At 41.9% G+C, this 22,004-nt stretch carries 23 protein-coding genes and 1 pseudogene; 3 read left to right on the top strand and 21 right to left on the bottom strand.

Annotated elements, in window-relative coordinates; translation table 11 throughout:
- Positions 1 to 29: 29 nt before the first annotated feature.
- From fcl to U2F10_RS11655, 7 genes and pseudogenes are all read right to left on the bottom strand, one after another.
- Entirely contained in the window at positions 30 to 980 is a 951-nt protein-coding gene (fcl, locus tag U2F10_RS11685) for a GDP-L-fucose synthase (protein ID WP_163668527.1), read from the bottom strand.
- Between the two features lie 433 nt (positions 981 to 1,413).
- A complete protein-coding gene (gene ahcY, locus U2F10_RS11680; RefSeq protein WP_499872163.1) occupies positions 1,414 to 2,799 on the bottom strand; it encodes an adenosylhomocysteinase in 1,386 nt (461 codons plus the stop codon).
- A gap of 400 nt (positions 2,800 to 3,199) precedes the next feature.
- Positions 3,200 to 4,354: a methionine adenosyltransferase gene (gene metK / locus U2F10_RS11675; RefSeq protein ID WP_499872162.1), complete on the bottom strand. Its 1,155-nt coding sequence runs from the start codon at positions 4,352 to 4,354 to the stop codon at positions 3,200 to 3,202.
- Positions 4,355 to 4,741: 387 nt separating this feature from the next.
- Positions 4,742 to 5,499, bottom strand: a pseudogene (locus tag U2F10_RS11670) (Uma2 family endonuclease).
- 202 nt (positions 5,500 to 5,701) lie between these two features.
- On the bottom strand, positions 5,702 to 6,073 hold the full coding sequence (locus U2F10_RS11665) for a XisI protein (RefSeq protein ID WP_499872161.1): 372 nt from the start codon (positions 6,071 to 6,073) through the stop codon (positions 5,702 to 5,704).
- Positions 6,061 to 6,435 carry an element excision factor XisH family protein gene (locus U2F10_RS11660; protein ID WP_499872356.1) on the bottom strand — a complete coding sequence of 125 codons (375 nt, stop codon included), beginning with the start codon at positions 6,433 to 6,435 and terminating at the stop codon, positions 6,061 to 6,063. The genes U2F10_RS11665 and U2F10_RS11660 overlap by 13 nt, the downstream gene beginning before the upstream one ends.
- A 212-nt stretch (positions 6,436 to 6,647) precedes the next feature.
- Positions 6,648 to 7,256, bottom strand: coding sequence for a YdcF family protein (locus U2F10_RS11655; RefSeq protein ID WP_499872160.1), 609 nt, complete (start codon positions 7,254 to 7,256; stop codon positions 6,648 to 6,650).
- A gap of 229 nt (positions 7,257 to 7,485) precedes the next feature.
- Here U2F10_RS11655 and U2F10_RS11650 point away from each other — a divergent pair, with 229 nt between their 5' ends.
- The 3 genes from U2F10_RS11650 to U2F10_RS11640 all read left to right on the top strand — a co-directional run bounded on the left by U2F10_RS11650 (position 7,486) and on the right by U2F10_RS11640 (position 8,514).
- Positions 7,486 to 7,893: a nucleotidyltransferase family protein gene (locus tag U2F10_RS11650; RefSeq protein WP_499872158.1), complete on the top strand. Its 408-nt coding sequence runs from the start codon at positions 7,486 to 7,488 to the stop codon at positions 7,891 to 7,893.
- The gene (locus tag U2F10_RS11645) at positions 7,890 to 8,270 is read left to right on the top strand and encodes a HEPN domain-containing protein (protein ID WP_499872157.1); all 381 of its coding nucleotides are present in this window, start codon (positions 7,890 to 7,892) and stop codon (positions 8,268 to 8,270) included. Before U2F10_RS11650 ends, U2F10_RS11645 begins: the two co-directional genes overlap by 4 nt.
- 112 nt (positions 8,271 to 8,382) lie before the next feature.
- Entirely contained in the window at positions 8,383 to 8,514 is a 132-nt protein-coding gene (locus tag U2F10_RS11640) for a hypothetical protein (RefSeq protein WP_499872156.1), read from the top strand.
- On the opposite strand, the gene U2F10_RS11635 is transcribed toward U2F10_RS11640, so the two are convergent.
- The 14 genes from U2F10_RS11635 to U2F10_RS11570 all read right to left on the bottom strand — a co-directional run bounded on the left by U2F10_RS11635 (position 8,499) and on the right by U2F10_RS11570 (position 21,719).
- Entirely contained in the window at positions 8,499 to 8,834 is a 336-nt protein-coding gene (locus tag U2F10_RS11635) for a XisI protein (protein ID WP_499872154.1), read from the bottom strand. The genes U2F10_RS11640 and U2F10_RS11635 overlap by 16 nt on opposite strands.
- A complete protein-coding gene (locus U2F10_RS11630; RefSeq protein ID WP_499872152.1) occupies positions 8,822 to 8,950 on the bottom strand; it encodes an element excision factor XisH family protein in 129 nt (42 codons plus the stop codon). Before U2F10_RS11630 ends, U2F10_RS11635 begins: the two co-directional genes overlap by 13 nt.
- A 207-nt stretch (positions 8,951 to 9,157) precedes the next feature.
- Positions 9,158 to 9,283: a hypothetical protein gene (locus U2F10_RS11625; protein WP_284681995.1), complete on the bottom strand. Its 126-nt coding sequence runs from the start codon at positions 9,281 to 9,283 to the stop codon at positions 9,158 to 9,160.
- Between the two features lie 291 nt (positions 9,284 to 9,574).
- A complete protein-coding gene (locus U2F10_RS11620) occupies positions 9,575 to 10,429 on the bottom strand; it encodes an FkbM family methyltransferase (RefSeq protein ID WP_499872150.1) in 855 nt (284 codons plus the stop codon).
- A gap of 26 nt (positions 10,430 to 10,455) precedes the next feature.
- Positions 10,456 to 11,220: a glycosyltransferase family 2 protein gene (locus U2F10_RS11615; protein WP_499872148.1), complete on the bottom strand. Its 765-nt coding sequence runs from the start codon at positions 11,218 to 11,220 to the stop codon at positions 10,456 to 10,458.
- Positions 11,210 to 12,397: a glycosyltransferase gene (locus tag U2F10_RS11610; protein WP_499872146.1), complete on the bottom strand. Its 1,188-nt coding sequence runs from the start codon at positions 12,395 to 12,397 to the stop codon at positions 11,210 to 11,212. Before U2F10_RS11610 ends, U2F10_RS11615 begins: the two co-directional genes overlap by 11 nt.
- Positions 12,398 to 12,442: 45 nt before the next feature.
- Positions 12,443 to 13,033, bottom strand: coding sequence for an acyltransferase (locus U2F10_RS11605; protein ID WP_499872144.1), 591 nt, complete (start codon positions 13,031 to 13,033; stop codon positions 12,443 to 12,445).
- A 5-nt stretch (positions 13,034 to 13,038) separates the two neighbouring features.
- On the bottom strand, positions 13,039 to 14,175 hold the full coding sequence (locus tag U2F10_RS11600; RefSeq protein ID WP_499872142.1) for a glycosyltransferase family 4 protein: 1,137 nt from the start codon (positions 14,173 to 14,175) through the stop codon (positions 13,039 to 13,041).
- Between the two features lie 68 nt (positions 14,176 to 14,243).
- Positions 14,244 to 15,521 (bottom strand): oligosaccharide repeat unit polymerase, encoded by a 1,278-nt coding sequence (locus tag U2F10_RS11595; RefSeq protein WP_499872355.1) that lies wholly within the window; start codon positions 15,519 to 15,521, stop codon positions 14,244 to 14,246.
- A gap of 44 nt (positions 15,522 to 15,565) precedes the next feature.
- On the bottom strand, positions 15,566 to 16,357 hold the full coding sequence (locus U2F10_RS11590) for a putative capsular polysaccharide synthesis family protein (RefSeq protein WP_499872141.1): 792 nt from the start codon (positions 16,355 to 16,357) through the stop codon (positions 15,566 to 15,568).
- A gap of 135 nt (positions 16,358 to 16,492) precedes the next feature.
- Positions 16,493 to 17,833 carry an MATE family efflux transporter gene (locus U2F10_RS11585; RefSeq protein WP_499872139.1) on the bottom strand — a complete coding sequence of 447 codons (1,341 nt, stop codon included), beginning with the start codon at positions 17,831 to 17,833 and terminating at the stop codon, positions 16,493 to 16,495.
- Positions 17,834 to 17,997: 164 nt separating this feature from the next.
- A complete protein-coding gene (locus tag U2F10_RS11580; RefSeq protein ID WP_499872138.1) occupies positions 17,998 to 18,684 on the bottom strand; it encodes an O-methyltransferase in 687 nt (228 codons plus the stop codon).
- A gap of 187 nt (positions 18,685 to 18,871) precedes the next feature.
- Positions 18,872 to 20,164 carry a glycosyltransferase family 4 protein gene (locus tag U2F10_RS11575; RefSeq protein WP_499872137.1) on the bottom strand — a complete coding sequence of 431 codons (1,293 nt, stop codon included), beginning with the start codon at positions 20,162 to 20,164 and terminating at the stop codon, positions 18,872 to 18,874.
- 493 nt (positions 20,165 to 20,657) lie between these two features.
- Positions 20,658 to 21,719 (bottom strand): glycosyltransferase family 4 protein, encoded by a 1,062-nt coding sequence (locus tag U2F10_RS11570; protein ID WP_499866682.1) that lies wholly within the window; start codon positions 21,717 to 21,719, stop codon positions 20,658 to 20,660.
- Between the last annotated feature and the right edge of the window lie 285 nt (positions 21,720 to 22,004).

Raw genomic sequence — 22,004 nt, 5'->3', positions numbered from 1 at the left:
AGATACCATATCAGCTGTAGCGCCCTTGCCTATGCGCCTACGCCCCGTAGGGATTCATAGTGCAGCTGGAACCAGTCGTAGGTTTTGGCAATGCCCTCCTGTAGAGAGGTTTGGGCCTGCCAGCCCAGGTCAGTAAGCTTAGAGGGGTCCATGAGCTTACGGGGCGTGCCATCGGGTTTGCTGCTGTCAAAGACAATTTCGCCGCCGTAGCCCACTACATCCTTGATGGTTAGGGCCAGCTCTTTAATGGAAATTTCCTTGCTGCTACCGATGTTGACAAACTCAATGCCCTCATACTTGTCCATCATGAATAATAGGCCATCGGCCAGATCATCCACATAGAGAAATTCCCGTAGGGGGTTACCGCTGCCCCACACATCTGCCGTGGGTTGGTTGGCGAGCTTGGCTTCATGGAACTTGCGCATCAGGGCCGGTAGGACATGGGAGTTGGCCAGGTCAAAATTATCGTTGATGCCATACAGGTTAGTGGGCATGGCGGAGATAAAGTTGACGCCGTACTGACGGCAGTAGTTTTCACACAGCTTGAGACCGGCAATTTTTGCGATCGCATAGGGCTCATTGGTGGGCTCCAGAAAACCCGTGAGCAGAGACTCTTCGCGCATGGGCTGGGGCGCTAGCTTGGGATAAATACAGGAAGAGCCCAGGAATAATAGCTTTTTGACACCCGTTTTATAGGCACTATGGATAACATTGGCCTCAATCATCAGGTTATCGTAGAGAAACGAGGCACGATAGGTGTTATTCGCATGGATACCACCGACCTTCGCCGCCGCCAGAAAGACATAATCTGGTTTAGTCGCTTCAAAAAAAGCTTCAACATCAGCCTGTCGGCAAAGATCCAGCTCCTTACTACTCTTAAGCAATAAATTTGTATAGCCCCGATCTTTGAGAGCACGGACAATAGCACTACCCACAAGGCCATTATGGCCAGCGACGTAAATCTTGGCGTTAGTTTCCATAATGGTTAAGTATGCGAAAAAAAATAAAAGTGTCTAAAGTGTCTATCGTTCTAAGTGTATCCTTAGCAGCTTAAATAACTTTAATCAACGCCAAGGAAACGGCACCCAGTTACTTTATTCACCCTTCACGCTTATGACTAAACTTCAGAACATTTTTATAACCAGACTGGCGTTCTAATGAAAAGAAATTGATTGGAATATGGGTGTTTTTCACCCGTGCTGAATATACCCCACTCATCTTTCACTATTCACGTATCCCCATAGCGATAATCTGATAAATCTCATTTCCGTTGGTGTTGGTGTTGCCGTGATATCACCACGAACAACAAGAAAGTTAAAAACCCAGTTAGCCTTTAGCATAAAAGGCTAACTGGGTTTGAAGCATGGTCAGATTAAACCAGACCAGATCTCACAACCTGGACCGTATTCAACCTTAGTACTTGTAGCTATCGGTCTTGAAGGGACCTTCTACAGACACATTGATGTAGTCAGCCTGGGTTTGAGTCAGCTGAGTAATCACACCGCCAAAGCCTTCAACCATGTAGCGAGCAACTTCTTCATCCAGGTGCTTAGGTAAGACATCTACCGTAATGGCATTGGCCTTATCTGCATCGGACAGATCAGCAAACTTGCGCTCAAACAAGAACATTTGAGCCAGCACCTGGTTAGCAAAGGAACCATCCATAATGCGAGAGGGGTGGCCAGTGGCATTACCCAGATTCACCAAGCGACCCTCTGCCAACAAGAGCAAAAAGTCTTGGGGGTCATCGCTACGATAAATCTTATGTACCTGGGGCTTTACTTCTTCCCACTGCCAGGTTTTACGCATGTAAGCAGTGTCAATCTCGTTGTCAAAGTGACCGATGTTGCAAACCACTGCGCCGGGCTTTAACGCTGCCAGCATGCTAGCGTCACACACATTGACATTTCCCGTTGCGGTGACCAACAAATCAGTGGCTGCTAGCAAATCTTTGTTGAGGTTAGCGCCTGTGCCATCGTTGACACCGTTATTGTAGGGTGACACAACTTCAAAGCCATCCATGCAGGCCTGCATAGCGCAGATGGGGTCAACTTCCGCCACCTTAACAATCATGCCTTCTTGACGCAGAGAGGCCACTGACCCCTTACCCACATCGCCATAACCAATCACCAGGGCCTTTTTACCAGCCATCAGGTGGTCAGTACCGCGCTTAATCGCGTCGTTTAGACTGTGGCGACAGCCATACTTATTGTCGTTTTTAGCTTTAGTGACAGAGTCATTGACATTGACAGCAGGAATCTTGAGTTCGCCCTTCTCTAACATTTCATAGAGACGGTGAACACCTGTCGTGGTTTCCTCGGTCACACCGTGGACATTGGTGAGCATTTCAGGATAGGTCTCGTGGATGTAACCGGTCAGGTCACCGCCGTCGTCCAAAATCATGTTGGCATTCCACAGCTGACCTTCAGGGGTCCGGCAGGTCTGCTCAATGCACCACATATATTCGTCTTCGGTTTCACCTTTCCACGCGAAGACGGGAACACCCGCTTCAGCAATGGCAGCGGCGGCATGGTCCTGGGTAGAGAAAATATTGCAAGATGACCAGCGCACCTCGGCACCCAATTCAATCAAGGTCTCGATGAGCACGGCTGTTTGAATGGTCATGTGAATACAGCCGATGATCTTAGCGCCTGACAGGGGCTTGCTGTCGCTATATTTTTTGCGAATAGCCATCAGAGCTGGCATTTCGCCTTCTGCGATCGCAATTTCTTTGCGGCCCCAACTGGCCAGACTAATATCAGCTACTTTGTAGTCTCTTGTAAGTGTTTGTGCGCTCATGGGCTTCCTTATGGTGAGTGACAAGTTTATCTGACCAACCTATTCATTATGCCGTTAGAGGATGTTCTAGGCATTCTACTTTCCAAATGCTGGCTTAAAGCAGATATTCTCCTTTTGGAGGGGGCCTGATTCTTTTGCAGAAGCTATTTCTATGATTAAGCGACTGTCAAAGTGGCTAACGGTTGTTCAGGCCCCCTTTTATGGAACTATTTGCATTCGCCTAATTAGGCATACTGGGGATTCCCTCAAAATCCGTCTCCCTAGGGAGACGGATTTTGAATGTAGACGCCAAAGCGGCTTCTCGCTGAGTGGGCTCAACTTTCCGAGTGATCTATTCGGTAACCTTGAGCAGCAAAGGACAGCCTATGCCAGGCTCGCATTTCAGGAAAAGCAAGCTTACCTAAAGTGCGGCTTTTAGCAAATCAGCCTTATCGGTTTTTTCCCAGGTAAAGTCAGGCAGTTCACGGCCAAAGTGGCCATAGGCAGCCGTTGGTCCATAGATCGGTCGACGGAGGTCGAGCATATCGATCAGACCCTGGGGGCGCAGGTCAAAATGCTCGCGAATGAGCATGGCAATTTTGTCATCCTCCAGCTTGCCAGTGCCAAAGGTATTGACTGAAATAGACGTGGGTTCAGCGACACCAATGGCATAGGAAACCTGGATTTCGCACAGTTCTGCCAAACCAGCTGCAACAATATTTTTGGCCACATAGCGACCGGCATAGGCCGCTGAGCGGTCTACCTTAGAGGGATCCTTACCGGAGAATGCGCCTCCACCATGACGGGCCATGCCGCCGTAGGTGTCAACAATAATTTTACGACCGGTGAGGCCACAGTCACCGACAGGGCCACCAATGATGAATTGTCCGGTGGGGTTAATATGGTACTGCGTTTCAGCATGTAACCATTGATGGGGCAGCACAGGCTTGATGATTTCCTCCATGACGGCTTCACGGATATCGCCCAGGGAAATGTCCGGATCATGCTGGGTAGAAAGAACTACGGCATCAACAGCAACAGGCCTACGGTTTTCGTAGCGCAGGGTGACCTGGCTCTTAGCATCAGGGCGAAGCCAGGGCAGCACCTTATTTTTGCGTAGATAGGCCTGGCGTTCTACTAGCCGGTGGGAGTAGTAAATAGGGGCGGGCATCAGCACATCAGTTTCACTGGTGGCATAGCCAAACATTAGACCTTGGTCGCCTGCACCAAGATCTTTGTTTTCGCCTTCGTCGACGCCCATGGCAATATCAGTAGATTGCTTACCGATAGCATTGACAACGGCGCAGGAAGCTCCATCAAAACCTAAGTCTGAACTGTTATAGCCGATGCCGATAATGACATCACGGACGATATCTTCAAGATCAACATAGGTGCTGGTGCGAACTTCACCTGCGATGATGGCCATACCGGTTTTTACCATGGTTTCCACGGCAACACGGGAGTGGATGTCATCTCTTAATAGGGCATCTAAAACGGCATCGGAAATTTGGTCGGCCATTTTATCGGGGTGGCCTTCTGAAACTGATTCTGAAGTGAAGGTGCTATATAAACTCATGGCAAACGCTAATCGCAGATACGAAAACTACCTAGGGCGAGCAATAGGTATAATGGCTTAACTATATTAGTTGATATGCATACAATCGTTAATGCTGTCTAAGTAGCGATGTTTTTGCTGCACTATTAGGGACATGCAGATAAATAGTCCCTCTATAGAACATCTAACGATACTTGGTTCCCTTGAGCAAATTAATCAAAGTCCAGGGTTGATTAACGGCTGCTCTATAGTTCGAGAGAAGGCCATGAACAGCTTTCTCTCAATTTTGCAAGAAAGAGATTATTGTTCTACAGAAATATTGATGCAGTATCGGGGATTTGTTCAAACCCTGTTGAACTGTAATACATAATTCTAGTAGTTCACACGTCCATTGTTGTAAATCCTGAATCACACAGTATTTGGATTAATTCCTTGAGATCGCAACATTTCAGCCAATCGCTCAGCCCGTTGGTGCTCTTGTTCAGCTCGTTGCCGTTCCTGGTCAGCTTCCTGGGTAACTGCCGCTACTTTTTCTACGGCCCAGGGAAGTAACTGTCCATTGGCATCCCACCACCGTAGCCAATAGCCATCTCTTTCTTCTTTTTTGCCGCGCCAGGTTCCTAAAAAGAACCCCATGGCTTCTAACCAATGTTGACCTTCTGGGTTAGGTTGTTCTAGTTCATAGCGTCCATTGGTCAGATGATAAACTTCTAGAAGTCCACCTTCTGGTTCAAAAATCACATAGGTAGGTACCTTTAAAATCTGTTCATAAAAGAACCACTTGCCGGGTGGAAATGTTTGCTTAGATGAATATTCTTTGCCATCTTCATCTGAGAGAAATTCCATCACCACGGCTGGTGCCTCACCGTCTAAATTAGGTGTATAGGCTTTGCGTGTCTGTCCGGGTTAATTCACTCGGGCAACATAGAGCCAGGCGGGGGCTTTAATTACCAGGTTTTCGTTCATCGTGGCACACAGGCCAAAATTAGATGCTATCAGCATTTCTGGTTGAATCCAGCTACTGAGTTCTAGGGGTTCGCGTAATGCCCCCCTGCAAGCAGTGGTTGACTAGTACTTTCTAAAGGTTTTTCGTCCAGATTGAAGTCCTCTGGTAAGGGGTTCCAGGTAATATGCAGCTCTGCTAGCTTAATTGAGGCAGCAACCATCACATTTTCCTTAGGAACTATCGCTTCTTATTTTAGGATGACTTACCGAAATAAGGGCTTGTAAAAATTAAGCTCATGGTTTTGACTATGGCTCTTTTGTCTAAAAGCAAATGGGATACCCTCTCCTTTTAGAATTTTGGCACACTGCGTAAAATTCTAAACCACCTCACCCAGTACCTAATACGCTATGGTATTTCTGGGGTTAAGCGCTGAGAGGAGTATGTTGCTGGCTTGCATGGCTATCGCCATATCCTGTATGTGGTCGAACTTCTGGTGACTGTAAACCGAAAACGATGTCTTTGGCAGGAATACCTATTTCTACTAATTCTTCTGCTATGAGGCGATCTGTGTTGTTGGCTTGAATCCAGACTTGGCCATCAATAATGTCAATGTGCATGACTATATGATGTATGCGCTGTCCTTTTGACCAGCCTAGAGACAAAAGTATGTAGCGGTTGTGTGTGTTATCGAAGAGAACCTTGTTATGAATGTCGATTTCATTGGCTATGGGAATGTTTGCATAGTCATTGAGCAAATCCATAACTATTTGCTTATAACGCTCTAGGGAATCCATTGCACAATCTCCTGATTTTGTGGGTCAAAAATAATTAGCTTGAACCGGTCGTTGTCTAAGAGAATTTTGGCAAATTGGTCTTCTTCGAAAAGTTCTTTATAGGCGACTAATGGCATTGCCAAATATAGGGTTCTGTCTGGTTCAACTTGTTTCAGAATGTCATCATATAAGATGAATTGCCCTAACGCTTGCTGTAAATCGGCTACTCTTGATTCTCTAATAAAGCTTTTGATTTCGACAGCGATTTTACGACTCGCTTGTTGGGCTGCTAAAAGTTCTTCTGCACCTAAATCTACTGACAGAGTACGTTTTGCCCATTTAAGCTGATAAGGGTCGTGGGTGATTGTCCAGCCTGCATTGATGAGGAGCTTTTAAACGACTTGATGATATAAATCTTTAGCAGGCATTGTTGGCAGTCTTCAGCTTATTTAGACTTATTTACTCTTAATTATAGTCGACATGGATGCTGGTACGAATTAGAAAAGCCCACAGAGGAAGGCCGTGCCGCAATTATGTTATCGCCAAAAGGTGGTCGCTGCAAAAGAGGCAATGCTGATGGAATCAACAATGTGTTCTAAGCATTAGGCTGTGATTTTTTAGATGGTCTAGAGGGAGGGTCAGGATCCAGACTAGAGCCAGTGCGACCGGTGACTAGCCATAGCCAACTGCGGGCGATGTCTCTCACAATTTTATGCTGAGACTCGGACGGTGTGTTGGAGGGAACAGAAATTGGGGTGTAGGCAATGCCGCGACTGCCGAGGACCCAAAAGGCGATGGCTTTGGAGCGGGGCATATGGAAGTCTGAGGTGACTAAATAGATGTGGCGGATGTTGTGGGCCTGGAGTTGGGCTACCAGTGTGGTGAAGTTGGTGACGGTATCGGTGGCGCTATAGTCCAGGTTGACTCGCGTTAGGGCGACGTTTTGGGCTGAGAAAATTTTATGGGCTTGGGTGGGGTCTAAGCCGCTGGATACCCACACTGCTAGTTGTGGGTTTTGGGTGGCTAGTTGGGCGGCGGCGGGCTCTCGGGTATTGCCGCCGCCGAGGACTAAAATGGCTTCGGGGTCAGGGGATTGATGAGCTGAAACTATTAGCCTGGCTTTGATGGCTAGGATGATTAGAAGGCTGGTGATTGTGAGTGCGATCGCGCCATAAAATATCCACTGTTGCCGAAACTTAACCATGACTCCGAATACCGCAACAGTCGATGTACACAAATGTACTTTAACCCAGACAGTGTGTTAGTGGCTTCTGATCAACTGCTGAAAGCTAAAATGCAGTGTATGGGCTGCTTTGTCTAAGTAACCGTGTAATCTAGTATGCTGGCGATTATGGAGAGTGCGTATTTCGGCATCGAAAATTCAATTCCAGTCTCTATCCTTATACTATCTAAACTGTAACTAGGCTGGAATTATGGTCGTTCCAGATTATCAGCATACGGGCTTGACTCCAGGTTTTAAGTTAGACGACCTTCCCACCATTGAGGAAGTTGATTTCCTTAATCCAAAAATCAAGCAACTCTTGGGCGAGTTCAAGCAATTGCTCAAAAAATTTTACGGACAGCGCTTAGCAAATTTAGTGCTTTTTGGTTCTTTTGCCCGTCATGAGGAAACGCAAGATTCTGATGTAGATGTCTTGATCGTTCTTAATGGTATTGATGTTTCTACGGGTGATGAGATTTGGCAGCTGGGTGATGCTGAAATCGAGCTGTTATTAAAATATGGTGAGTTGATTTCGGTACTTCCTATATCAATCTATGATTTCTTGTATCGTGATTCTCCATTATTGAGAAATATTCGCCAGGATGGCATTGTTATATGAGTGATGCTTCTCAGTTTCTAGATCTGGCTGAGGAAGAGTTAGTGGCTTCACAGCTTCTGTTACAGAATACATACTACCGTGCTTGTATATCCCGTGCATACTATGCAATGTACTATGCTACACAGGCTTTACTGACTACCAGGGATATAGAAAGTCGCACTCATAAAGGCGTTCTTCAACAGTTTAGTCAAAGTTTTGTCCAGCCAGGTGATTTACCTGTCAGTATGGCTCAAAATTTGAAAAGGACCTATGGTCTACGTCAGCTGGGCGATTATGAAGCCGCCGTGGTTGTGACTGAGGAATTGGCAACGCAGGCGTTAGAAGCTGCTGTTGAGTTTGTTGAACAGGTGAGAAGGTATTTGGGGAATAGTGATTAGGTGTTTCTCCAAAAGAATTTGGGTGCTACTGTTGTCGAGTAACAGGCTGGCTGAATTGACAGGCTGCAATTACCAAGCCTGGGGTTGATCCATAGGATGATTCAGAAGGCTGGTGGGTGTAAGTGCGATCACGCTGCGAACTAGTACCGACTGGCAGAAATATGGCAACTATCCCATCTACCCATCCACCCATCTACGTCGCCAGTTTTTAGAGTTAGAAGATAACAGTCAGCTTACAGCGTAGTCTGACAATTCACGCATGTAGCTAGGGTGAAAGCCGAGGACAATGTCTTGTTTAGGTACGCCTTTGTCGACGAGTTCTTGGGCTAAATCGTGTTCAGTGGAGTTGGCAAGTAACCAGATTTTGTTGTTACGGATGATAAAGTGCATGGGGCAGTGGTGGACCCAGCGTTTTTGTAACCAGCCTGTGTGCCAGATTTGGTAATGATGACGCTCTGTGTCGAAGGAGACGTCTACTTCGATATCTCCATAGGCGGGTCTTGTTTTAGCGTGTTCTAATAACAAGTCCTGAATAATTGTTTGATAGTGGCTTAGTTTATCCATTGCACAATTGCCATATCAACACCACCCACTTTTAATTCGAGGGGATCGTGGGTGATTGTCCACTGTTCTTTTAGGAGTGCAGTCCTGACAACGTCATGAAAAGTATCTTTGGCCACAGTGGTAATCCAACCTGTACACACACATATTATAAGTCTGTATCAAGTACTTCATTGCTGCGACTACCAATTAAATCCTCTCTATGAGGAATATGGCTCTCATAACCTTCGGAAGACGAAGCTCTGAGAGGACTTTTAGTGGGATGATGTTTCTCAGTTTCTAGATCTGGCTGAGGAAGAGTTAGTGGCTTCACATGTCGTCGAGTATTAGGCTGGCTGAATTGACAGGCTGCAACTACCAAACCTGGGGTTGATCCATAGGATGATCAGAATGCTGGTGGTTGTAAGTGCGATCGCGCCGCGAACTAGCCACTGTTGCCAAAGCTTAACCATGGTTCTGAATACTGCAACAGTAGATTAACACTACTGTACTTTAATCCAGACGGTTAGTTAGTTGCCACTGTGGTGTTGGAATTGACTAAGCAAACGATCTTCTTCGATCAGGCAATTGTTTGTTCTTTGCTTATGCTTCTTTTTCAATTAACCGTAGTGATAGTAGTAGCTCAGCAAACATTTGTTGAAATGCATGACACCAACTGTACTAATTATCAAGAATATTAACTTTGAAAATGAGACAATGAGAGTAGAATCCACGATTAAATGCTATCAGAATAGAAATTCTTATCAAGTACGTGGATCTGAGATTCGAGGTAGGTTAGAGCCATTCATTTCTAAGGATTCAGTAGGATAAGCCAAAGTATTGAAAGCACATTTTTCATTGTCAAATCTTGAGACTTTAGGCAAGTTTCCATCAAAGACTTTATATTGGAAAGAATGAAATATCTCTGTAATTTCTGCTCTATATTCTGTCCCAACTTCGCAGTAAATTATAGGCCGAGATTCAGACAATATTTTTCTAGAGCCTTTAAGAACATTTACTTCGGCTCCTTCAACGTCAATCTTGACAAAATTAGGTTTTTCAGAAATTTTTAGCAGATCATCCAAGCTAAAAGTAGGAACAAAATTTCGCTCACGATATCCACCCATTTGAGAACGCCCACCTGCTTTAGCTAAAACATTTGAAGCTCTTCCACGAGTGGCGACTAAAAAGGTTTCAATACCACAGTTTTCAGCAACAGCTACTGGCAATACATCTACAGACAAATTCTGATTCTCTCGAAGCCTGGTGGATCTTTGAATTAAGTTTGCTAACCATATATCTGGTTCAACAGATAGAACATGGCCTTTTGTACCAATAATACTAGCAGCAGCAAAGGTGAATACACCTACGTTAGCCCCGATATCCCAAACAACATCGTCTTTATTGACACATTCTAATGCTATATCAAGAAGTTCCTTATCAAAAGCTTCAGCCCCCAGCTTAAGATACTTCAATTGAGCATCAGGACTAACAAATAAAGGAGTCTTCGAAAACTTCGAGGGCAATCTCCGAATAAAAGTTTTCTCACGACTTAATTGTTCAGCTAGTTTACGCAACACAATAAATTTTCCTCCTAAAATAAGTGGAATAAAAATCATTCCAAGGCTTCAATAAAATCCTGCCACTATCTGAACTCTTTTTCTATAAGACGCAAAGAGAGTAATATTTCAGCAAACGTGCGTTGAAACGCATAGTAACAACCATACCAGCCATCAAGAATACCGCCCCTGAGAATGAGACAGTAAAGCAGAATAATCAATGGAGCTAAAACTTTTCGTTTGCGAATACGATCACCTAAACTCAACTCGTTATTGGGTGTATTAAGCAATTTGTCTACTTCAATTAGCATGTATCGATCTTGTGCCCACAGCCAGCGGCTGAGAGCTTTACGATCATCATGATGGATATAATTTTTAAGATGGCCTGAGTCACCTACGACCTGTAACAGTTGGGTATGTCCATCATTAATATATGAGCTACGGCCCTTTCGTGAAAGAATCTGGCGAGGAGGTAAAATTGTTCCCCGCAAAGGCTTACCGAATACGCAATATTTGAACCGAGCGAAATAACCGTCTATGCTGTCTTCAGGGTTCAATTCAGCTATCTCGGCTATTAGTTCATCAGGTAGCACATAATCTGAGTCTAAAGAGAGGATCCAATCGGTTTCTACTTGGTCTAAGCCATAGTTCCACTGGGGTGCATAGCTATCAAATTTACGCTTGAAAATATCTACTTTTGGATATTTTACAAGAATATCTAGTGTTGCATCTGTGCTAATGCTATCGATAACAACAATACGTTCGGCCCAATCAAGTTTTTTTAGAGTACGTTCGATATTGGGTTCTTCGTTATAGGTAAGAATAACCGGGGTAATTTGCTTAAGTAGCATATTCAACTATAGGTTGTTTGTCGAGAATATTCTGATACACCCCATGTAAGTTCTTGGCGATTTGGTCCCAAGTATAATGTTGGAAGATAAATTGTCTTGCTCTTTGTCCCATCTCAGTAGCACTGTCAGGATCGCTCAAACAGGCGAATAGCGCATCGGCAATAGCTTCTGCATTGATTTCAACAACATGGGCAGCATTAGCTTTTGCAGCTTCAGGAAAATTACAACCTGTTGTGATAATGCAAGGCAATCCAGCTGCCATACCTTCTAAGACAGACATGCTAAATCCTTCTGAGTAGGATGGGGCAATGTAGTAATCTGCTGCTGCTAAAGCTGAATATTTCGTTTGCCCGGTTAGAATTCCGGTAAAGGTAACTGAATCTAAGCAGTGGTTGTCTTTAAAATATTTCTGAGCAGTTGGTAAAAAGCCAATATTGTCGGGTCCTGCAATTGCGAGGTGTGCATTTGGAAATTGGGGTTTGATTTTGCCAAATGCTTTTGCCAAGAGATCAAGCCCTTTCTTAGGATCGATTCGACCTAAAAAGAGAATTAACTTTTTATCTCTTGTTTCTGGAAACCGTTCATAGAACTTTTGAGGTGTTGGTAAGGTCTCAAAATCTTTACGATGAATGCCGTTTGGCGCGATTACAAGGGGAGATTGTAAATTGAGTGGCTGAATTTGTTGTGCTTCAGTGGAAGCTAACATTTGTAGAGCACTAGCTCGCTGAAGAGCAGGCTTTTCGAAAAGGTTATAATAAATTTTCTTTTTGCCAGCTTTATAAGATAAAGCCCATGGTTCTAGCATTCCTCGGGGTATGACAACATAGGGGATGTTATTCCAACGACATGCTAGGTAGGCGGGGAGGTTAGGAACAGAGAAGATAGCGTTAGTCTGAACCAAATCGTAATTTTTGACATTTTGAAACAGCCATTGGGTTATTGAGAAGCTTAATTTATAGTCACCAATGGTTTTGCATGGAAAAACTTGCACACGATAATTATCTTTTTGAATCCAGGTTTTGGTAGGTTCAGCAATAACATCTTTTCCGTTAGCGTTAGTGCTTACCAAATCAACGTCAATACCAGACTTACCCAATGCTTGAGCAAGTTCTATAACGCTCTTAGATGGCCCACCATAAACAGATCCCAATGAGGGAACTACTACCAAAAGTTTCATAGCTCAAGTAATACAGAAACAGAATGAACACATATAAGTCATTGATCATTTAGTGGATGTAGTTTCTTTGTCTCTGTATTTAATGACCTTAGCAGGAGTTCCAACAGCAACTGCGTAAGATGGAATATTTTTAGTAACTACACTGTTAGCTCCAATAACAGCACCATTCCCTATTTGAACACCCTTGCCAATGTAAACTCCTCGGCCAATCCAAACATCATCTCCTATTTTGATAGCAGCACCTGTAAAGCCTTGTGAGTATATGAGGAGATTTGAGTTAGAGAACGTATGATCGTTATCTCGAATAGAGACAAATTCACCAATTCTAGTATTATCTCCAATCACTATGCCATATAAGGAGGAAAGATATGTATAGTCATTTAAGCCAACATTTGAGCCAATTCTAATAGCACTATCTGGTCCACAATTTAAGAATATTCCTTTGCCTAAAGTGCAAGCATCGCCTAAACGAATATCACGAAATGCATAGCCAAAACGTGGAAATCCTTTGAATTGACAACGTTGACCTAACTCCCTAAAAAAAAATCTAGGGAATAAAAAATAGCTGTAAGCTCTTAGAAAGAAAGCAACCATCTCGATTGCTTTAAAGACTTTTGCTAAAAACCGGTAAATCATAGAAATTAAGCCTTTTGGACTAAAGCATATTGAATAGCCTTATGGAGGCCATTTGCGAATAAGTTTGGTCCAAACTTAGCAATATGTTCTAATGCCGATTCTTTCATGCTGTTTATATCAAAATCAGGAGAACTAACTTTAAACATGAAATTAGCTAATTCTGATGGTTTCGTTGGATCAAACCCGAAGCCTGTCTTTCCTTCTATAACTAGTTCATCAAAACAGCCGCAAAGATTAGAAACAATAGCTGGCAAACCAGCTGCCATCGCCTCATTTACCACTAAGCCCCACTGTTCTTGAATACTTGCATGTATAAAACAACTGGCATAGGCAAAATAAGGTAAAAGCTCCTTCGGCTGAAGAAAACCAGTTAGATGTATGGATGACTCTAAATGTAAGGACTGAATTTGGGATTCTATTTGTGGTCGCAACTCTCCATCACCACATAACACTAAATCCCAAGGTTCAGATGGTTGCTTCTGCCGATATTCTGCATAAGCTTTAATGATTGTTGGGATATTTTTTTTAGTAATAAACCGATTAATCGCTAAGAAATAGGGTTTCTGAAGCTTTGATGGATGGGACAAATGGGCAAGCTTATTTGGATGATAGTCTTGATTGCCAATAATGTTATACCCCAAGAAAATAGCATCCTCTTTCAGACCTAGTTTGACAAGATAGTCTTTATGCTTTTTCCCACCAACTAATGCTGATTGATAATTACTTATAAGGGCTTTTTTGATAGTTTCTGTTAACCATTTCCTGGGTGCATCATCTTCTTTACTTTCAGAAAGTAGAATGGCTGGCTTTCTGTGGAGTTTCGTCCAGGCTAGGGCTGCCAGGGTTGTAGGCTGTTGATAGCCATTAAGCACTAAAGCGTCAGGCTGGATTCGGTTTAACCGTTCAATCAGTGATCGAATAAGCTTGAATAGTTGAGGAATGGATTGGTATTGAGAAGGACCATCGGAGAGAATTTCTCGGGTATATGGAACTTTAGTTTCAGTAGGTTTCCAATCATAGACACTAGAAACTCGTCCAAACTCAATATGAGATAGGACATAATCAGAATTATTTTCTGAGAATGCAGACCACCTTGCTTGAATATAGGGGTTAGTTGTAGAACTGAGGCCAACAATATTCATTTTCAAGGACTATTCTAATTCAAACAACATGCGTTTAAGCTAATCAATTGATAGAAAATAGATATTTTTTAGATTAGCTTATGAAGCAACTTAGACTTGAATATTTGACTAAAGCAGAAAGTAATTGTAAATAGAAAAGCATAATTTATAAATAAGTAGAAACCATGGGTAATACTTAAGAAGATAGAAGTCGTCATAAAGCAATAAGCAATCATAGCAACTTCTTTGCCCCTCTTGGCAGCCTCCCAAAGTGTTCGCATTATTTTAGATTGGAAGAAGAAACAAATACTTCCTAAGAAGCCAAACTCAGCAAACGTATTCCCTAAGCCCGTTTGTGTTGTGCCGAGCTTATAGCTAAAGTATTGATTCAGTTCAAAATTCTTCAAATAACTAACAGGAGATATATTGATGTAGAGAAGATCTTTAAAATCTTCGCCCAAAAACTGGCCAGGAATAAAGTTAAAAACCAAATCATTCCAAAAACCAGAACCTAGACCAAAATAGAGGTGATCAGTTGTCAAAGAAATTATATTTACAGCATTTGAAAAATCATATGGATAATCATCTGTAAAAGATTCGACTACAGTTTTTTGAAGGAATTCAATACTTATTTGACCACTGAATAAGCTGTTCCAAAAATCAAACCGCGAAACAGCTAATGCTGGAATCAAAATAATAGGAGCTATTAGAATAAAAACTATCAATGATCTATTTAATGTGATTTTTTTTCTAAAGAAAAGCATACAAATTACTGGAAGTAAAATAAGAGCCAGTGGACTCCGTCTACCCCCAGTAATCACCCGTTGTAAAGTCAGAAAAATTGTTGCTAGCAATAGTAATAAATTATTAAAACTCTTTTTCTCAATGAACTGAGACAAAAAATATGCATATGGAATATAAACTATTCTGGCTACGAAGAGAATTTTTGTACCTATCCCAGTTAATTGCTGCCCACTTTCATACTCAAACGAAGATTTAAGTTGTTCAAATTTAAATGCTGCAAAATTAGAAATAAGACTTAGAAATATCATTGTAAAAAACAAGGCTTTTCCATGTATCTCATCGCTAAACTTACATAGGAATCTAAAAAAGAACTTAATACACCCTGATCTCCAACCCAAGTAGGATGCTAACAGGCATATAATTGCGTATACCAATGTCCAGTAGTAAGCATCTGGATTTAATACTGTTCGCTCTAAATCTAGACTTTCAAAGGCAAACATCTGAGGTACTAGAAAGAAGATATAAGCACTAGAAACTAAGTTGGGAGCATGTAAAAATGCACTTCTAGAAATAAATGCTCTAGAGTAAATTAAGAGAGAAAGTATGATTAATATAATTAGCAATCTGTTACCCTCTAACTTAAATATTACATTTACAATAACTATATTCAACCTTTAATAAGGTAATCAGCAGACCATTTCTGAAAGATTGCATCTCTTTCAATGCTAGAATAAAAATGATTTAAGTATTTAGATTTATTAATATAATCCAAGTACTCGTTTGGAAATTTAGCTTCTTTCTTAAAGCGCTTATATGTCTTAGAATATGCTTTAGAATCACCTAAATTTTTATTTTTTATTCTAAAATCATCAATATTCAAGAATTCTTTTATTGCTTTCTCTTTTAAAGAATTTTCTATCTCACTTTTAATTAAAAGAACCTCTGCATTCCCTTTTTCAATAGTTACATAACCTTTTTTTACAGAGAAAGGATAATTATAAACATCGATATCTAGATATCGCTCTAGATTCTTCTCAAACCAAGTTTCCCAAGAAAAATCAAACTCCGTCGATAGAAATTTATTCATCGTCTCCTCAACAGTGAGTTGAGGGCTAATCACATTATCTCCTGTATAAATGCTATACCTATGGAAAAAATTTGATACTGATTGGCTAATTGGATCACGCACTGCCGTAATAATTTTAATTGGCTTTTTCTTAATGATAAATTCGTTATAAAGTGTCACTGATCTGGGCCAATCTGGAAGATTAAGAGTATGTTCACCAAAAACTCTATATTTCCCTAATTTAGTTTGTAGCGACCTGGCAATTGAAGTTGTGCCGACCTTAGTCATAGTCCACACTAATATTGGAGGACCAAATATATTGGCAAGGGCAACTCTTTTAGGAAAAATAAATTTATCAATTTGACGATACATCATTTTATTTTTAGTCATCATTAATTCAAGGTATAGATACGTATAAAGATTTACATTAAATAATATTTAAAACTATTTTTATAACACAATTAATCATTAATACTTTTCAAAGAGATATATTCAATATTTTCTTTATGAACTTATTTGATTGTCTATCTAAACTTTTTTAAATGATGGAATTTTAAATATGCTTACTAACATCGAAACCAACTTTTCATTCAAGATTTTTGCTGAACCATAAAAGACATAAACCACCATTACAACATCAACCAATAACAGAGAAGACGCAGCAGAAATTACTCCATATTCAGAGATCAACAATGATGCTACTCCAACAGAAAAAGAGATAAGGACTATATACGTTGATGTTAGCTTCGCATGTTTATTAGTCGCCGTATGAATAACAGAACTGCTAAACCACAAAGTGTTTGTTATCATCAGCAAAAGCATTATTAGAAAAACATTTCTGTCGAATATCAAAGCACCTTTAGTCCAAAAATCAAATATTTTCTCACCCAACAAACCTAAAATACTGACTAAAACTATGACACTCCAAAAAGATATGCTACAACAACGTCTATGTAATTTACGAGCTAATTGAAGGTTCCCTTCACCATAAGCCCTAGATATTTCTGGCCAAGTGGAGAATCGGATCGCATTCATAAACTGAAATGAAAATCGACATAGCGTTCTTAATGTTGCAAAGCTTGCAACGGCTGTCGGTCCAATATAATTAGCAATTACCAGTAATATGCCTTGATTATTAATTGCATTGCCAAGGGGTAAGCCGAGAAAAGTTAAAGCCGGGACAGTTAATTTTTTTAGAACACTTTGACTAAATTTTGAAAAACCGATTGGTAGCCATGAATTTGTTTTTCTAAGTTGCAAATAAAGATATATAACACCAATGATTCTTGAAAATAGCAGTGCTAATGCTGAGCCGAAGATATTTGCGCCAAAAACAACAATTAGCGTGGCCAACAACCATTCAATCAACCGAGTTATGTTTAAAATGGTGGTTCCCAGAGGATAATAACCAGTAGCCTTGAAACCAGCATGAATAACGTTACCTTGTAAAACGCTTATTGAATAAAGCGTTAATAATAAAGCTGTAAACTTAAACCCATACAAATTTAGTGTAACGTTAAGCCAATTTTGTATCGGAAAACTAAAGATTATATAGGTGCTTAATAGAGCAATTAACACCGAAACTAAAGTAGAAAATGCCCAAACAGTCTGAAAAATTTCAACTGCTTTATTTCTATTACCCTGAGCTAATTCCATTGCCATCGCATTAGCTGCTGCTGCTCCAAAGCCCAGATCGCTAATGGCTAAATAACTTGGAATTGCATTGAGTGTAACCCATATTCCGTATACTTCGGCTCCCCAGTAAGTTATAAAAAGTGGAACACTAAGAATTTGGATGACAATGCTTGAACCTTGACCGAGTAAATTAGCTTTAATCCCATTTATAATTCTGCTACGAACAGAGTTCATATGAGGTTTCCTAAATCATTTCTTTCAAATAACTAGAGAATTCGAAACTAATTTTCTAGAAAGACTTGATGGTTGTATACTCCCAGTAGATTCAATCCCTTATCCTCACAAGAACACTAAAATCTCCAAATAAAAACAGTGCAAGTAGGCTCTGCGTAGGCTTTCTAAGGTACTTTTATCATCAAGCCTTGTTGAACAAAAAACTGAGTAGGTGCAAGATCAGTAAAATATGTGATCTTAGCACCTACTTTATGAGCAAACTCAAGTGCATATTTCTCTGCGAGGCGTATGTCACCAATCCCTACAGAAGAATATTTATCCGAATTGTCGAGATACAATATGCCACCTGATCGGAGAAGCTTAATTGCATTTTTGACGCATTCACATCTAACCTTGCCATCAATCATAATAAGATCAAAGCCATCAGAATCACTAGCCATGAAAGTCTTATACTCCTGATGGTTTTCAGCAAAGTGATAGTTAACATTATCTAACTGCTTCTTTTCGAGAACTTTGCTTACCTTGTCATACCAAGTCCTGTAATCCTCGACTGAACAAACTTCACCTGCATATTTTGCATACCAAATGGTTGACATGCCGGAGCCAAATTCTAGTACACGTGATTCTTTTGAAAGAAACTCTCTTAATACTCCGATAGCTTCATAAGAAATCCATGGTAATTCAGGACGATAATCAATAGTAAGTCTCAGAATACCTGAGACTAGGGACAAAGGTCCGTGCTTTAGGAGTTTTGATAAACTAATCAAATTTCCCTTTTCATCATGCAATCTTGTTTTACGTTTTTGCCCAGAGATAATTTTGGTTGTTAGGTTAGATATAGTTTGAGTCATGATTTTCCTTATGATTAGAAGCCTGTTAGCTATTAGTCCTTTTTTAGCTAAGCTATCACGTTAACTAAAAACTAAAAGAATATTTTCATGCTTGCAAAAAAGAAATTAGAAGTCTGAATTAGTTCAATTACACCTTGCTTTTCTCTCTAAAAAGTCAAGCTTCTTCGGTTAAACCAGTTGAGAGAGTTTACCTAAAATGCTCCATCAACTTATAGTACTGCTGACCAATAGTATCTAGTGTAAACCGCTTCTCCATCTCTGCCCGTCCTCTCTGCCCCATTTTATAAACCAGCGCTAGATCTGCCGCTAAGGCTTCAATAAATCTCGCCACCTCCTCGCTGTCCCCATTCCTAAAAGCGGAACCGCAACCACCCGCCTTAACTAACTCCTTCAAATAAGTTCCCTCCGGACAAATCACCGCAATTGGTCTCCCTGCCGCCAACGCAGGATATAACTTACTCGGAGCCACCAAACTCTCCATCCCCTCACTTACACTAACCAACGACACATCACAGGCCGTCATCGAATACGGAAGATCCTTCTTATCCTGATATGGCAAAAACAAAAAGTTCTCCTCCAAACCCTCCGCCTTTACATCCTCAATCAGCTTCTCACGCTTTGCCCCGCCCCCAATACATACAAACTTAATCGGCTCATTCCGTAACAGTTTTGCCGCCTCAAAAATTGTCTTAATATCATGGCAGCGGCCCATATTCCCCGAATATAGCACCGTAAACGTATCCACTAAGCCATGCTTACGGGCAAACCAATTATCCTTCTTTTCCATCGGCTTAATCAAATCTGGGTCTGCCCAGCTATGGATCACCTCCACCCGGTCCGCAATATCCGGACAATGATCCACCACCCGATCCTTCATCGAAGGGCTCAACACAATTAAGGCCTTTGCCCGTCGCCATACCCGCTGATTTACCCAACGCCACAGCTTAGCCACCGGATGATGATAATCCACCACACCCAGCTCCACCGCAATGTCTGGATACAGGTCATACAAAATCACCACATAGGGTGTATTAAACAACAGACTAATCAAATACCCCACCACCGGCAAAAATGGCGGAGCCGTTGTCAGCAACAGCACCCTATCCTTTTGCCAACCATGGTGCAACAAATGCAAAAAAGCACGAATTACAAACAACAAACCATTCAGCGCCTTACCCCGCAACCGATTAGACCACAGCTGCGTCATCCGCGAACGATGTATATCTAAATTGTGAGCTTTCTCCCTGCGGGGAGCCTCGGCCTTACCATAGGCATAGCCCGGCTGGCCCGTAAACACCTCCACTGGCATGCCTTGCTTTGCTAACTGCCTCACTAGCTCATCCAGCAGCTGACCCGTGGCAGCATAGTCAGGGGCAAAAAATTGAGTAACAAGTTTAACAGTTTGCTGCGTCGACTGAACGTCAGATTGGTCGTCAAAGGAAACTGCTTGAGTAGGTGGGTATAGTTTTCCAGGAACCATAAAGCGTTAGCATTAGTAAAAGATAGAGCAGTGAAACAAAACTGTTGCCAAAAATTAGTAAGTAGGTAATCTCAGATCTTGCACGAAGGTCGGTTGTGAAGCTCAAACCCACGTTAGGTTCAAAACCCAACTAATTGAGGGCTGTCCACTAAAGGGACAAGATTGGCTAGGCAGCTCTAAATATAGAGCGTTTAGGGATTCTTTAACCGCTTGAGCGGTTTTGAGCCAGTTAGCCTTGCGACTTTGAGTCCAAGGTGGGTTAATGCTTCCTTGCCAGGTGCAAGATCTCAGTAATCGTAAAGATCTACAGCGTCTGAAGACCATCTTTTCCCAATATTAGGAGAGACTGAATCCAAGCCCCCAAGGTTGGGGGTTTGGGGGCCTGAACAAGCTGAAACCACTTGGGCAGCTGCTTGAACATAAACAATCTTTTAATAAAAGAATTCACCCTACCCAAGCCTGGGAGTTTGGGAGCCTGATAACAGTTGCATTTCTAGGAAACCTGCGCCACTCGCCAGGCTCGCCAGGAAGCAATGCCAAGGATGGGTGTAGAAATCACCATTGCCAAAATACCATTGGGAATCGGAGCCAGGGTAAAGGCCCAGCTACCAATCCAGAGGCTGAGGGCATAGATAAATAACACAGCACCACGATGGGAAAAACCAATCTTCAATAACCGATGGTGTAAATGGCTTTTGTCAGCAATAAAAGGAGACTTACGCCGCAGCAACCGTGAAATAATCACCAGTGTCATATCAAAAATTGGCACCGCTAATACAATCAATGGAATTGTAACGGCAGTTGCCCCTTTTACCAGACCGGTCACGCTAATCACCGCCAACATAAACCCAATAAAATAAGATCCCCCATCACCCATAAAAATACAGGCCGGGTTAAAGTTATAGACCAAAAAACCACACAGGCTACCCACCAAACACATGGCCAACAACGCCACCGACGGTTCGCCAATAAATAAACAAATCCCCACGGTGATCAGGGCAGCAATGGCGCTCACCCCCGAAGCTAAGCCATCTAAACCATCAATCCAGTTAATGGCATTCACCATCCCTGCAATCCATAACAACGTGATTGGCAAGCTTAACAATCCTAGATGTACCAGACCTATGCCTGGCACATTAAAAAAGTCAATGCGAATGCCGTTTTGCCACACTAGGGCTGCGATCGCTAACTGACAGACTAAACGAAACTTAGGCGAAAGTCCTTTTAAGTCGTCACAAAAGCCCAATAGAAAATAGCCACTGCCCCCCAGTAAAATAATTGCTATTTCTCGTTGGGCCATCGGCAATAAATAGCTAAAGCCACCTAATCGCCAGAGACAGATGGCGGCTGCCAGTGTACCCAGAAAAATACCAATCCCTCCCAAACGTACCATTGGAACTTGATGAACCTTGCGATCGTCGGGCAAATCCACATGGCTGCAACGAATTGCTAATGTCCTAACAATGGGGACACTAACAACAACAACAACAAATGCACTGATAAAAGCAAAAAAATAAAAACCGTAGCCAAAAAACAACGCTGACAAATCAAGCATCACATTAATGCCAACATAGATCTAACAAGTAATAGATGTTGGTATTCGCAAACAGCACGCTCTTCAGGTCTTAAATCAATAACCGTCAAGCAATTTCGATGCAACTTCTCTTAGTCAAGGCGTTTTCTTGAAAAGACTATACCGGCTAAAAGCCCCCAATCAGACATAACCCTGATATTCCAACTAGGCATACTAGATTTTTCTAAATGCTAGGAGAAATAAACCTCAAAGCTTCCCAATGGTGGAGGGTTCAGGGGCATAAAAATAGGTAGTTTCTTTATCAGA

The sequence above is a fragment of the Leptothoe sp. EHU-05/26/07-4 genome, from assembly GCF_043421015.1.
Lineage (GTDB): Bacteria > Cyanobacteriota > Cyanobacteriia > Phormidesmidales > Phormidesmidaceae > Leptothoe > Leptothoe turfae.
Note: the sequence above shows the minus strand (reverse complement) of the source record. Positions and strands in the feature narration are given on the sequence as shown.